The organism is Flavobacterium sp. AC267 (assembly GCF_979258715.1).
Genome location: NZ_OZ409875.1, coordinates 3626029 through 3640000, shown reverse-complemented (window position 1 = coordinate 3640000; position 13972 = coordinate 3626029). Strand labels below are relative to the sequence as shown.

The window sequence follows — 13972 nt, the reverse complement described above, 5'->3', positions numbered from 1 at the left end:
TCAAATTTAACTAAAAAAATAACACGTAATGTATTAATAATCAGTTATTTTAATGTTCTTGATTTACGTCTTTAAAATTGAATTAACATTTTTTTGCTTTTCTATATTTTCAACAGCTTGATTAAAATGAGTAACTTGCATAAAAAAATAACGCACATTTAAAATGGTCGAAATAGAAAGAAAATTTCTTGTGAAATCTGAAGACTTCAAGAAACAAGCTTTTGCTCAAAATAAAATTGCTCAGGGTTACCTTAGTTCTGTTCCAGAACGAACTGTCAGGGTTAGAATTAAGGGAAATAAAGGGTTTATAACTATAAAAGGAATAAGCCACAGCGGTGGTATGTCACGTTTTGAATGGGAAAATGAAATTCCGCTCGACGAAGCGACTGAACTTTTGAAATTATGCGAAAAAGGCAAAATAGAAAAGACCCGTTTTGAAATAAAATCCGGAATTCATGTTTATGAAGTTGATGAGTTTTATGGAGAAAACGAAGGTTTAGTTATGGCAGAAATTGAATTAAACTCTGAAACAGAAGCTTTTGAAAAACCAGATTGGCTTGGAGAAGAAGTTACGAACGACGAAAGATATTATAACGCCTATTTGAGTAAAAATCCATTTAAAGAATGGCAGAAATAAAATGACAGAAGCAACGATACGACCTTATTATAGTAGGAGGAGGCCCAATTGGTCTTGCCTGCGCAATCGAAGCCCAAAAGAAAAAATTAAAATATTTAATAATTGAAAAAGGAGCAATTGTAAATAGTATTTTCAATTATCCGCTTTATATGACCTTTTTCTCTACTGCAGAGAGATTGGAAATTGGTGATATTCCGTTCAATTGCTTAGCGCCAAAACCTGGGCGTCAAGAAGCTTTAGAATACTACAGAAACATTCATCGTTATTTTAAATTCAATATTAATTTATTTGAAAAAGTAATCAGCGTTCAAAAAGAAAATAACAAGATTTTCAAAATAACCACCGACAAACAAAATTACGAATCGAGTAATGTTATAATTGCTACAGGTTTTTATGATATTCCGATAGAAATGAATATTTCTGGAGAAAATCTCCCAAAAGTGCGCCACTATTATAAAGAAGCACACGAATATGCATTTAGAAAAGTTCTAGTAGTGGGTGCCAATAATTCTTCTGTAGACGCGACTTTGGAATGCTGGAGAAAAAGGCGCCGATGTAACTATGGTGATTCGTAAAAATGAAATTAACAACAGAGTAAAATATTGGGTAAAACCTGATATTGAAAATCGGATTGAAGAGGGAAGTATTAAAGCGTATTTTGAATCGAATATTGCTGAAATCCGAGAAAATGAAGTTGAAATTGAAACTCCGAATGGAAAGGTTATAATTGAAAATGATTTTGTTTTGGCCTTAACCGGTTATAAACCAGATTTGAATTTCCTAGAAAAAATGGGAATTCAGCTTTCTGACGACGAATTAAAAATTCCGATTTATAATCCTGAAACAATGGAAACAAATGTAGAAGGATTATTTCTTGCAGGCGTTGTCTGCGGCGGTATGCAGACACATAAATGGTTTATTGAAAACTCGCGCGTTCACGCCAGTATGATTGTGAATTATATTACTTCGACATAGGTTTGCCCCGAATTTCACGAATTTTCGCGGATTTTTTTATTGAATTTAAATTGTCACATCGAGCAAAGTCGGGACGTGCGCAAATTATTTAAGATTTATATTCTAATAAATATTTATATAAAAAAATAGCAAAAATTCGTGAAATTAGTAGCAAAAAAAAATTAAGAACTACAAGAAAGCATTGAACAGCCCACTTTAGATCTTGCCCAATCTGGTCGTTTCGCAAACCATTTTTCAGCTTCTAACTGTTCGTCGTATGGATTTTTCAACAGCTGAAATAACTCGTCAACTAAATCATAATTTCCTTTGTCCGCTTCATCTATAGCTAATTGTGCCATATAATTTCTCAGTACATATTTCGGATTTATCAAATTCATTTTCACAGCGCGTTCCTCATCTGACAGCTCTTCACTACTTAAACGTTTAAGATAAACCGACAACCATTTTTGCCAAGAATCTAGAATTTCGCCTTTTATTTCTTCTGGCAAATAAAATGCATATTCGATTTTTTCGAATGCCTGTTCTACAGAATCCTCTTTTTTGATTTGACTTAAATTTCTAAAAAAGATAGTCATATCGGTCTCAGATAATTGGAGAATTTCTTCAATTCCCTGAATTATTTTATCATCAGTATTACTTGAAGTGAAAATACCTAATTTGCTTAAAAACATATTTTTATAATCTTCTTCAAATTCAACTATAAAAGACTCTAGTATTTTTTCTAATGGTTCAGCTTCATTAATTAATGGATACAGCGCATTGGCGAGTTGATATAAATTCCATTGTGCAATTTGAGGCTGATTTCCGAAACGGTATCTTCTATTTTGACTGTCAGTAGTATTTGGAGTCCAGTTTGGATCATAGTTTTCCAGCCATCCGTAAGGGCCGTAATCAATTGTGATTCCGTGTATAGACATATTATCGGTATTCATTACACCATGAACAAATCCGACACGCTGCCAATGTAGAATCATTTCGCGTGTTGTATTTGCAACTTTTTTAAAGAATTGTAGATACTGCTCTTTCGGTTCACCAGTAATTTCCGGGAAATAATGCTTGATTGTAAATTCTACAAACTCTTTCAGATTTTTAAGTTCATTTCTCGCTGTTAGCATTTCAAAACTTCCAAAACGAATAAATGATGGTGCAACACGGCAGACCACTGCGCCTTTTTCGTAAGCAGGGTTTCCATTGTATAAAATGTCTCTTAAAACCTGATCACCAGAGAGAATCAACGAAAGGGATCGAGTAGTGGGAACTCCCAAATAATACATCGCTTCTGCACATAGATATTCTCTGATCGAAGAACGTAAAACGGCCAAACCATCTGCGGTTCTCGAGTATGGTGTTTTTCCGGCACCTTTTAACTGCGGCGTATAAAATTGATTATTGTGTTCAACTTCCGTTAAATTAATAGCACGTCCATCGCCCAATTGTCCTGCCCAATTTCCAAATTGATGTCCGGCGTAACACATAGCATATGGCTGTGTATCAGGAAGAATGTCTTTTCCAGAAAAAGCATTTAAAAACTCTTCAGATTGAATCTCTTCTTTTGAAATTCCGACTAAATCGGCAACTTCTTCAGAGGCGTGAATCAATTTCGGATTAGCTGGTTTTGTTGGATTTACATAAGAAAATAACGTATTTTTTACCTGGCGAATTTCATTGCTCAATTCTGGATCCGCTGGTAATTCGGCTGTAAATCGATTGTTTATTTTTAGATTTTTCATTTTGTTTCTTTCTTTTTTATTTTGTCACAGATTACGCAGATTAGAAGGATTTTATTTGCCTCTAATCTTTGACAAAACTTTAAATTTAACCAATTAATTTATCGGCGTACATTTTATTTAGTTTCTGAATTTTTGGATCAATTACGACCTGACAATATCTCGCATCTCGATTTTCATTATAATAATTTTGATGATCATCTTCAGCTTGGTAAAAAACTTCAAAAGGTTTTAATTCCGTAACAATCGGGTCAGAATATGCGGGTTGTACTTCCTGAAAAACTTTTTCCGCTGTTTCCTTTTGTTTTTCATCATGATACAAAACAATAGAGCGATACTGCGTTCCGTTGTCACCGCCTTGACGATTTAAAGTTGTTGGATCATGACTTGTCATAAATATAGAAATAAGGTCACGATATGAAATTATGTCAGGATTGAAGGCGACTTGAATCACTTCTGCGTGTCCCGTTCGTCCTGTACAAACTTCGCGGTAAGGTGGATTTTTTATAAACCCGCCGGAGAAACCCGATTGTATTGATTTTACACCTCTTAAACGCTGAATCAGAGCTTCAATACACCAAAAACAACCGCCTCCAAATGTAGCTATTGCTGAATTTTCCATAAATAATGCTTTCTTTTAGTTGAATGCCTATTAATTCGATAGGATATTGTGATAATTTATTAAAAAAAAGATCTTTTGACTAAAGATATCCAACAGGAATGTAATGTTTGAAGTTTACCATTGATAAATTCGCAATTTTATAAAAAAGCGATATATTTGCAGTCAAACACAAGGCACAACTAATGGATAGCAAAAATAGTACCATCACTCTAGAAACTTATTTTCAGGAATTTAGACAAAATATTGTCGGTATAAACCAAGAATTTACGTCACCTTATGGCAGAAAATCAATTATTTATACTGATTGGACTGCCAGTGGAAGGTTATACCGCCCGATTGAGGAAAAATTATTAAATGAATTTGGACCTTTTGTTGCCAATACACATACTGAAACTACGGTATCTGGTACCGCTATGACAAAAGCGTATCATCATGCAAGACATATTATTAAACGTCATGCAAATGCCAGTAATGATGACGTTTTAATTACAGATGGAACTGGAATGACGGGAGTTATCAATAAATTCCAGCGTATTTTAGGATTGAAAATTCCAGAGAATTTGAAAAGCTTCACGAATATTCCGGCAGAAAAGAAACCAATTGTTTTTATTTCGCACATGGAGCATCATTCCAATCAAACTTCTTGGCTGGAAACTATTGCAGATGTTGAGATTATTCCGTCTTGCGAGAAAGGACTTTTTAATTTAGAAAATCTTGAATCTTTACTACAAAAATACAGTGACAGAACAATAAAAATTGCTTCTATTACTGCTTGTTCAAATGTTACAGGTTTGAGAACTCCTTTTCATGAAGCGACAAAATTGATGCACCAGCATAATGGTGTTTGTTTTGTGGATTTTGCCTGCTCTGGTCCTTATGTAGAAGTGGATATGCATCCTGCAGATCCAGAATCTTATTTGGATGCTGTATTTATGTCACCTCATAAATTTTTGGGTGGACCTGGAACTTCGGGTGTTTTAATTTTCAATAAAAAATTATACAAAAATATGATTCCTGATTGTCCTGGCGGCGGAACGGTAAGCTGGACAAATCCTTGGGGAGAACATAAATATATTGATAATATAGAAGATCGTGAAGATGGCGGAACGCCTGGTTTTCTTCAAGTTATAAAAACAGCACTTGCAATCGAGCTGAAAGAAGAAATGGGAATCGAAAACATTATGCGGCGTGAGCATGAAATTGTAGATTACGTTTTTAGTGAATTGGATCCTATTTCGAATATCAAAATTTTAGCAGGACAACATAAAGAGCGTCTTGGTGTAATTTCGTTTTTTATAGATGATCTTCATTTTAATTTAGGTGTAAAACTTCTAAATGATCGTTTTGGAATTCAGACGAGAGGTGGATGCGACTGTGCGGGAACGTACGGACATTATTTACTGCATGTTGATCAGGAAACTTCTAATAAGCTGGTTAATGAAATCACGATTGGTGATCTGATCAAAAAACCGGGATGGATTAGAATGTCTATTCACCCAACAACAACAGATAAAGAGATTGCTTTTGTATGTGAAAGTATAAAAGAAATGGTCGCAAATCATAAAACTTGGGCTTTAGATTATTCTTACGATAGAGATAGAAACGAGTTTATCCATAAAAATGCAACTTCTTTTGAAGATGAATTGGTAGCGAGCTGGTTTAAATCTTAGTTTTTTTAACGTAGAGAACGCAAGGATTAAAAAATATTAAAGCCGACAGTTTTTTAAAACCTGTCGGTTTTTTTATGATATGACGGGTTTGTTAATAGAAAACTCAAACGTGTCATCCTGAGGAACGAAGGTTCACACACGGAATTCTACAACGATTAATAAACTTCTGTGCGGAGTTTATAGTGTGATCCTTCGTTCCTCAAGGATGACAAAAAAGCTCTGAAAAACAATAAGATTTACATTTTTTTAGTTGGATTTTGAGATTTCATGAATAAGTGTTTATTTAATAGCCCCGATAGAAGTGAAAATCCTTTTGTGCTGATCCCGAAGCTTCGGGAAGAACAAAAGATTGTAACGGATAGCGGGACTTTAGTTCTTCAAAAAACGTATATTTCTGCTTCTTAAACATTACATTATCAAACGTACGCCGCCTAGATCTGAAACGCGGTAAGAGAATTTATTTCCTGGAGATCCGATGAACATAAAGTTTTTGGGAATTTTCCATTTTTGGGAAAGTTCGTCAATTATTTCTGGTCCAAAAACGCCATCTATTTCAATATATTCGATATCAAGTCCGTCGTAGGCGCGGTCCAAAACTTCAAGGTCTTTTTTTAGAGATTCGTTATCTACGGCCTCACTTTTAACATGGACGATTTTTAGTTTTTTGGTGGTCTCATTATCTTCCACATATTGCAAGACTTTGTTGAGAATTGTAATATCGTCACCTTTCGTAAAAAATACAAATTCCTGTGAATTGATTTTTACACTTAAATTTTGAAGATACCGATTGCTCACAACCACCATTTTTCGAAGCGGCTGATAGAAATATTCTAAGGCTTCAATAAGCAGACGAATTAAATTGACGCGGTTTAGCATGATTCCGATAAAAATCAGGGATGGGATCATGTATTGCAAAAAGGTATAAAACGAGTTGATATTCAGACGCATATTACCAATAAAAGCGACAATAATAAAAGTTACCGCGGCTACAACGGCAATACCGCGCGCGCGTTCCGGTCTTGGAAGCTTTTTTCGTTTGTATTTTAAAAGTAAATTACCAATTCCGAATAATGCCATTACGGCTAAAAATGAAAAAGTATAAACCCCAGCCAGTGATTCTAAATGCCCGCTTGTAGCAAAAAGTACTGAAATGCAAAGGATTAAAAAGCTGATGACAATTCTGTAATGCGAACCTCTGTTGTTTTGTTTCAGGAAATAATTTGGCAGAATTCTGTCTAATGTCATTCTGTTTAAAAGGCCGGAAACTCCAACAAAAGAGGTTAAAACCGCTCCGCAGAGCACCATAACAGCATCGATGGAAATTAGCCAGGCCAGCCACGAACCGCCGGTTGTCTGTCCTAAATGCGCCAAAAGGGATTCTTTATTTTCTCCAACTTCAGTTAACGGAATTACACTAACTAATAATATAGCAATCACCGGATTAAAGAAACTTACAATCGCCCACATATTGCGAAGTGTTTTTGGAAAAACTCCGTGCTCTTGTTCTTCCACAAAATTAGCAGAACTTTCGAAACCAGAAATTCCGAGCATTGCCGCCGAAAAACCAAGAAAAAGCGCTGTTTTAATATTATCGTAAGCAATAGGAGTCGCCCAATTGACATGAAAGGTTTCTAATCCGTTGGTCATTACAAACCACATGGAAGCTAAAACCAGCAAAGTTAAAGTTGCAATGTGGGTCAGAAAAATGATAACAGCCGCAAATGCAGATTCTCCAATTCCTAAAATGGCTAGTCCTGTAAATAAAACTAGAACTACGACGGTTGCAATTGTAACATTTAGCCCTTCAAAAATTCCGTGCAAATAGTGCATGCCTTCAGACGCCGAAATTACTGCGGTTGCCATGTAGGATAAAACGGTTAAAGTAGCGACTAAAGAAGCCAATCGTTTGGTTGAAGTGTTTAGTAAAACATTGTAAGCTCCTCCGTTTAGTGGAATTGCCCCAACCACTTCTCCGTAAATTTTTCGGAATAGAAATAATACAACAGCAACAATTAAAAGAGAAATCCAAGCATATTGCCCAGCATATAAAATGGTTAATGCGGAAACATAAAGGCAGGAAGAACTAATATCATTCCCACAAATTGCAGTTGCCTGTAATTGATTTAATTTTTTGTGTACGATTTCTTTCATCAGTATTTAGGATTAACACTTTTAGTAAAAAACAATAAGTAACAAATAAATTATAATCGGGGGCAAAGGCAGTTTGAGTTTTGAATTCAAAAAATTATTTTACCTCTTGAAATTTTTGTAATGATAATAAAGCCTGCTTTTGTACTTTTTTCTGAAAAAAACCAGTCCATCCTAATAAATAACCTGTAGTGCCGAAAGCTTGTTTTGACCATTTCCAGACATCAAAACTATCGGTATGTTTAATAATTAAGCCGTCTTTAAAAACAAATTCGGCGTAAATTTTATTATTAACTTTTCTGTTTGTTTTGCTAAAATTGTATGTAGCGACCCAATTGGCAGAACCTGTAGAGTCGTCAGCTTTTACATTAGAAAACTCAATTTTTAAATTCCCTTTACTTTTTAAAAGCAAGATCTCCCACATTTTAGAAACCTGATCTTCTTTTAGTAAACCAAAGGCCGGATCAATAAAGTGTACCTTTGGATGGTAGCATTCACTCATTGTTTTGGCATCTGCATTTGCAAAAGCGGTATAGAATTTTGTAATTAAGGTTTCATTTGCATTCATACTGAAATTTTTAATGTTAAATATAAGATTTATTAGATTAAAAAATCATTATAAAACACTAATTTCTTTCGCAGTATCGTATGTTTTTTTTGATTTGTCGAATGCAGTCGAAAAATAGTTCATTTTATTGTAAGCTGTAAAATATCCGGTTTGATTACCAAAAGTTGTTGGACCGCCGGCAATTATAAACCTAACAGCATAAATATCATTCTTTTTAAGTTTCAGCCATTCTGCAGGAGTAAAATAATAATAAGAAGTTGTTTTACCGTCTGTAGATTCTTTTACATTTTTGTCCGTGCAGGCAATAACATCGGCATTTGAAAGATCTACATATAGACCTCCAGCAATTCTTGCCTTGTCGTTTGCCGTTGCGACTGTAATTTTTAAAATACCACCTTTATCCGTTTTTGCTATTTGAATATTAACTTCGCCAGTATAAGCGTATTTTTTCGCAGATAAAAGTGTAATCCTGTGTTGCAGGAAAAGGAGCAGAGCCCTTTACACTTATAGTTTGCTGTGCGATGGCAAAAGTTGAAACAAATAGTAATAGAAAAAACGGTAATTTAAAATTCATAATTTATATGTTTTATTGATCGGCTAATTTGGCGTCAAATTTTTCATCCCAATCCATTGATTTTATGGCTGAAATAAGGTTTTCATCATTTACAAACACTCGCGACTCTTTATTTGCTACTTTCTTTGAGTATAGCGCATGGTAGCGGTAAATGACTTCATTTTTGGTTTTGTAAACTCCATCTAATTTTAAATCAATAAAACTTCCGTAATATTGTCTAAATCTTTGGCAGGTTTTGGTCAAACGTTCTTCTGTCGTGTTTTCCAAAACCGATTTAGTTACTTCCGTTTCATTAAAAGGTTTAAATTTTGAGGTATTACAAGTTTCTAAAACTCTTTTTCCTAAATCATACGCTTTTTGTCGCTGATTTGCACTTATGTCGGCTCCAGAAACTTTTTTAATTTTTAAATCTTCTGTATCTCTGCTTACTGTTTTCGATTTACATCCAATTAATAATAACAAACATATAATCAATCCTGCTTTCTTCATAACTATTTAAGTAATTTTTAATAATAAGTTAGGGTCGGGACAATTTTCTATATAAAAGTTCAGGTCTTTTGTGTTGCAGACACCTGGATAATCTCCCCAGTAATCTTCAATTTTATGAATGATTTGAAAATGGACATGCGGGGCATAATCACCATTTACTGAGGCATTTCCTAAAGTGGCAATTTTTTCGCCCTTCTTAAATTGTTCTCCGATATTTAATTTTTCTATACTTTCTAACGACAAATGACCGTATAAAGTATAAAATTTTTCATTTTCTATTTGATGTTCTAATATTATGGTAGGGCCGTAATCGCCTAAACCAATATTATTTTTAAAACTATGGACTTTACCGTCTAATGCGACAAGAACAGCAGTTCCAGCCTCTGCCCATAAATCTAAACCAATATGAATATTTCGCTCAGGCTTAGATTCGTTTAAAAATATAGAGTCGCGCTGGTACAAAAAGCGACCTTCGATATAACCGCCAAAAGCAACTTTAGCATTATTTTCTTTTAGATAACTTAAAATGTATTTTTCAAAATCCTCAGACGTATCTAACTTCTCTTCCATTAAATCTTTATTCGAAACCGATAAATTTAACGGCGTATATTCTGAAATTTTAATTGATTCATCAATAACTTTAGTAGGTGGTAAGGCGTTTAAAATAGAGGCAAGGGGTTTCATAAATTTAAGCAACTTTTTTTATAATTATTAATTCATTGTGTACTTCTATTCGGGGCGCATTTTTGTTGTAAACAATTTTGGATTTACTTCAGAAATATATTTTCTATTTCTAACATTGTGGGCTTCATCGAGAATCATCGTATTAAATAAAACATAACCATTGTCTTTTAAAAGAGTACAAATTCTGTCTACAAAAAATTTTTCAAATAAAAAGTTCGGCATATTAGTATCTTCAAAAATGTCAATTATAATAAGATTGTACCTGTCTTTGGTTTTTAAAACAAATTCAAAAGCATCATCAATTACCACTTCTAGTTGTTTGATTTGATTAAGATTAAAATATTCGTTGGCAATCTGAATCATATCTGGATCAATTTCAACGCCAGTTATTTTATGCTTATAATCAATTTCATCTACCAATGTTTTAACAACACTGTCGCCGGCCACTCCTAATAATAAAATATGATCCATTTTTAAAATGGTTTCATAGCCAATATTTCGAAGACCGTAACGCAAAATACGCTGCAGGCTTCCGTAAGAATAATTTGTGTTTTCAGAATCTAATACTAATTCACCATTTGCCCAAGTCACTTCAATAATTTTACTTCTGGCAGATTTCTTTTTAAAGATTTTAATAGGAATTATATAACTGAAAAATTTTCGAATCATTTTTGAATGCTTTTACTCAAATTTAGTATTAAATCTTTTATTTTGCACCAAATAATATGTCTTTAATGAAAAAACTATTGTACAAATTCCTATTTTTTAAGCTAATGGGCTGGAAAATAGTAGGAATAAAAAATGCCGAAATCAAAAAATGTATACTAATGGTAATGCCTCATACGAGTAATCACGATTTTTATATAGGACTTTTCACGCGTGGTATATCAGGATTACAGATGAATTGGGTAGGAAAGAAGGAATTGTTTAAGTTTCCTTTCGGCTATTATTTCAGAAATGTTGGAGGAGAACCTTTGGACCGATCCGGCGGCTTAAATAAGGTAGATTCAATTGCCGCCATTTTTGATCGAAAAGAAATCTTCCGATTGGCTGTTGCTCCAGAAGGAACTCGAAAAGAGGTAAAAGAAATTAAAACAGGATTTTACTATATCGCGCTTAAAGCGAATGTGCCAATTGTTGCTGTAGCTTTTAATTGGGGCAAAAAAGAAGTTAGTTTTGGTGAAGCATTTTATCCAACTGGAAATTATGAGGCTGATTTTGAAATTTTGAAAAAGCACTATCAAGGCGTTTCAGGAAAAATTCCAGAAAATGGATTTCCACTATAATTTTTAAAGATTTTTTCAAATGCGTGAGAATCGCGTAAATAAAAAAAATATTTACCTGTGCCCAAATATGCGATTATTTTAAATTAGGAAGAATACGTTTTAAAAGTTCCATTTTTGTAAAAGAATACAATTTTTTCAATTTCGCTTTCTTCCGAGTTTAAATTTGGACTTTTTAATTCTGACGGAAATTTTGTTTCCGTTTTTTTATTTTCATTTACTTCAATTGTAGAAAATAAATCTTCGCCAGAATTTTGAATTGAAATAGGTAAGGGAGGTGAAATTTTTTCCTCGTCATTTTTCGGGAAATTTCCTCTTCCAATTAAAATCCAATAAAGATCTACATCTGGAAAAACTTCCAAAATTTTCATGACAAAATCTAAACTTGGTTTGTTTCTGCCAGATAATAGGTGAGACATACTCGAACGTCGCACACCAATTTTATCAGCAAATGCAGAGGCATTTAGTCCATAATAGTCTAATACAATCTCAAGTCTTTTTACAAAATCATCTATGTTTACCATTGTAAATTTTAGTTTTAGAAATGCATATTTACAAATGTAAACAAAAAGAATAACTATAACAATATTACAGTTGTAAATCTTCTATATAATGAATAATAACTTAAATATATACTTTAATAAAATCACATAAGTAATTGAAAAACAAAGTAATGAGCTTTAATTTTATGATTTATAACATTTGTTAATTCATATCGCTGAACCAATAGGGTATTGGGGTAATTAACTGTTTACATTTCTAAATTATTAACATTTTAAATAGTTTACAATTGTAAAAATAAAGATGTTTACTTTTGTAAACTAATCAAAACACAATGAATTTAGAAGTACTTTTTACAGAATACAAAGAAGAAAGCATATCTGGAAGATATTTGACTTTAGATCATATTAAACCACTTTTAGATAAATTAAATACAAATAATCAAGTACAGATTATTGGAACATCAGTTTTAGGTGAACCTATATATAGTTACCAATTTGGGACAGGACAAACACGTGTTTATTTATGGTCGCAAATGCACGGAAACGAAAGCACAACCACAAAAGCGCTATTCGATTTTATTAATCTGCTAAATGGTGAAACAGATTTTGCAAAGAGAATGCTCAATACTTTTACCTTTTATAGTATTCCTATATTAAATCCAGATGGCGCAAGATTGTACACACGTGCAAATGCTGTTGATGTAGATTTAAATCGCGACTCTCAAGACTTGACACAACCAGAAAGCAGGGTTCTAAGAGAAGCATTTGAAAGTTTCAAACCGCATTATTGTTTTAATCTACATGATCAGCGTACTATTTTTGGCGCAGGAACTACTGGGAAGCCCGCAACGGTGTCTTTTTTGGCACCCTCTTATAATGAAGAGAGAGAAGTGAATGAGAATCGATTAAAAGCCATAAATATTATTGCAGGAATCAATCATGAACTTCAGAAATATATATCAGGACAAGTCGGCCGTTTCGATGATTCTTTTAATATTAATTGTATAGGAGATACTTTTCAATTTCTAGGTGTTCCTACTATATTATTTGAAGCAGGGCATTACCCAGGCGACTATGAAAGGGAAATCACACGTAAATACATATTTTTCTCGTTAATTTTGAGCTTTAAATTGATTTCCGAAAACGTTTTAGTTGATAATCGATTTGGCGAATATTTGAATATTTCACAAAATAACGTGGTTTTTTATGATTTTATGTATAAAAATGTCAAAATAAATTATGATGGTATCGAAATTATTACGAATTTTGTCGCACAATACAAAGAGGAATTAATCGAAAATAAGATTCAATTTAATGCTTACATAGTTGAAGTAGGCGAATTGGAAAATTATTTTGGTCACTACGAATACGATGCAAAAGAGCAGGAATATTCGGATGATTTCACAAATTTTCCCAAATTGGGTCAGAAAGCAAATTTTTATTTAAATAAAAATGTTAAATTTGTTAACGGATTAATAAAAAGTTAATTTTTTTGTGAATTTGTTGTTTTTTATATATAATTTTATACTTTGTAATAGCAATTAGTAATATTAATTAAACAATTATGAGTAAATTTCGTTTAGATGAAGTAGATCACCAGATTTTAGATATGTTAATAGACAATACGAGAGTTCCGTTTACTGACATTGCAAAAAAATTATTGATATCTGCTGGAACAGTACATGTTAGAGTAAAAAAGATGGAAGACGCAGGTATAATAATGGGTTCTTCTTTAGCCTTAGATTACGATAAATTAGGGTATTCATTTATTGCTTATGTAGGTGTATTTCTGAATAATACGTCTCAAACAAAATTTGTATTAGAGCGAATTAACCAAATTCCATTCGTTACCGTAGCTTCTGTAACTACAGGAAAATTCAATATTTTTTGCAAAATTAGAGCAAAAGATACTAAGCACGCGAAAGAAGTTATCTTTATGATTGACGATATCGAGGGTGTTTACAGAACTGAAACAATGATTTCATTAGAAGAAAGTATAAACGATAAGAAGCGTTTGATGCATACTATTTTCAAAAATATGTAAGAACTTTTCTTGAATGCTATATTAAAATATAACCTCAAGTTTATTCTT

12 protein-coding genes and 2 pseudogenes are annotated in these 13972 nt (G+C 33.0%); 6 read left to right on the top strand and 8 right to left on the bottom strand.

The annotated features are described in order from the left end of the window. The first annotated feature begins 163 nt into the window (after positions 1–163). Entirely contained in the window at positions 164–637 is a 474-nt protein-coding gene (locus ACZZ95_RS19215) for a CYTH domain-containing protein (protein ID WP_463470258.1), read from the top strand. Positions 638–663: 26 nt separating this feature from the next. After that, positions 664–1612, top strand: a pseudogene (locus ACZZ95_RS19210) (YpdA family putative bacillithiol disulfide reductase). Positions 1613–1773: 161 nt separating this feature from the next. Here the strand turns inward: ACZZ95_RS19210 and ACZZ95_RS19205 are convergent. Together ACZZ95_RS19205 and msrA are read right to left on the bottom strand one after the other, a co-directional pair. Further along, the gene (locus ACZZ95_RS19205) at positions 1774–3342 is read right to left on the bottom strand and encodes a protein adenylyltransferase SelO (protein ID WP_463470257.1); all 1569 of its coding nucleotides are present in this window, start codon (positions 3340–3342) and stop codon (positions 1774–1776) included. Between the two features lie 85 nt (positions 3343–3427). Then, positions 3428–3961 carry a peptide-methionine (S)-S-oxide reductase MsrA gene (msrA, locus tag ACZZ95_RS19200; protein WP_463470256.1) on the bottom strand — a complete coding sequence of 178 codons (534 nt, stop codon included), beginning with the start codon at positions 3959–3961 and terminating at the stop codon, positions 3428–3430. Positions 3962–4143: 182 nt separating this feature from the next. Here msrA and ACZZ95_RS19195 point away from each other — a divergent pair, with 182 nt between their 5' ends. Further along, positions 4144–5631 (top strand): aminotransferase class V-fold PLP-dependent enzyme, encoded by a 1488-nt coding sequence (locus ACZZ95_RS19195; RefSeq protein WP_463470255.1) that lies wholly within the window; start codon positions 4144–4146, stop codon positions 5629–5631. A gap of 408 nt (positions 5632–6039) precedes the next feature. On the opposite strand, the gene ACZZ95_RS19190 is transcribed toward ACZZ95_RS19195, so the two are convergent. The 5 genes and pseudogenes from ACZZ95_RS19190 to ACZZ95_RS19170 all read right to left on the bottom strand — a co-directional run bounded on the left by ACZZ95_RS19190 (position 6040) and on the right by ACZZ95_RS19170 (position 10763). Beyond that, a complete protein-coding gene (locus ACZZ95_RS19190) occupies positions 6040–7782 on the bottom strand; it encodes an APC family permease (RefSeq protein WP_463470254.1) in 1743 nt (580 codons plus the stop codon). A 94-nt stretch (positions 7783–7876) separates the two neighbouring features. Next, complete coding sequence (locus tag ACZZ95_RS19185) at positions 7877–8347, bottom strand: nuclear transport factor 2 family protein (protein WP_463470253.1); 471 nt, start codon at positions 8345–8347, stop codon at positions 7877–7879. A gap of 586 nt (positions 8348–8933) precedes the next feature. Next, positions 8934–9410 carry a hypothetical protein gene (locus ACZZ95_RS19180; protein WP_463470252.1) on the bottom strand — a complete coding sequence of 159 codons (477 nt, stop codon included), beginning with the start codon at positions 9408–9410 and terminating at the stop codon, positions 8934–8936. 6 nt (positions 9411–9416) lie between these two features. Then, positions 9417–10094 (bottom strand): peptidoglycan DD-metalloendopeptidase family protein, encoded by a 678-nt coding sequence (locus ACZZ95_RS19175; RefSeq protein WP_463470251.1) that lies wholly within the window; start codon positions 10092–10094, stop codon positions 9417–9419. 4 nt (positions 10095–10098) lie between these two features. Continuing rightward, positions 10099–10763, bottom strand: a pseudogene (locus ACZZ95_RS19170) (spermidine synthase). 65 nt (positions 10764–10828) lie between these two features. On the opposite strand from ACZZ95_RS19170, the gene ACZZ95_RS19165 reads away from it, so the two are divergent. Beyond that, the gene (locus tag ACZZ95_RS19165) at positions 10829–11380 is read left to right on the top strand and encodes a 1-acyl-sn-glycerol-3-phosphate acyltransferase (RefSeq protein ID WP_463470250.1); all 552 of its coding nucleotides are present in this window, start codon (positions 10829–10831) and stop codon (positions 11378–11380) included. An 83-nt stretch (positions 11381–11463) separates the two neighbouring features. Here ACZZ95_RS19165 and ACZZ95_RS19160 read toward each other — a convergent pair whose 3' ends face one another. Further along, positions 11464–11901, bottom strand: coding sequence for a helix-turn-helix domain-containing protein (locus tag ACZZ95_RS19160; protein ID WP_463470249.1), 438 nt, complete (start codon positions 11899–11901; stop codon positions 11464–11466). A 311-nt stretch (positions 11902–12212) separates the two neighbouring features. Between ACZZ95_RS19160 and ACZZ95_RS19155 the strand changes: the two genes are divergently transcribed. After that, positions 12213–13367, top strand: coding sequence for a M14 family metallopeptidase (locus tag ACZZ95_RS19155; protein ID WP_463470248.1), 1155 nt, complete (start codon positions 12213–12215; stop codon positions 13365–13367). A 77-nt stretch (positions 13368–13444) separates the two neighbouring features. Continuing rightward, positions 13445–13924, top strand: coding sequence for an Lrp/AsnC family transcriptional regulator (locus ACZZ95_RS19150; protein ID WP_007805990.1), 480 nt, complete (start codon positions 13445–13447; stop codon positions 13922–13924). Positions 13925–13972 lie beyond the last annotated feature (48 nt).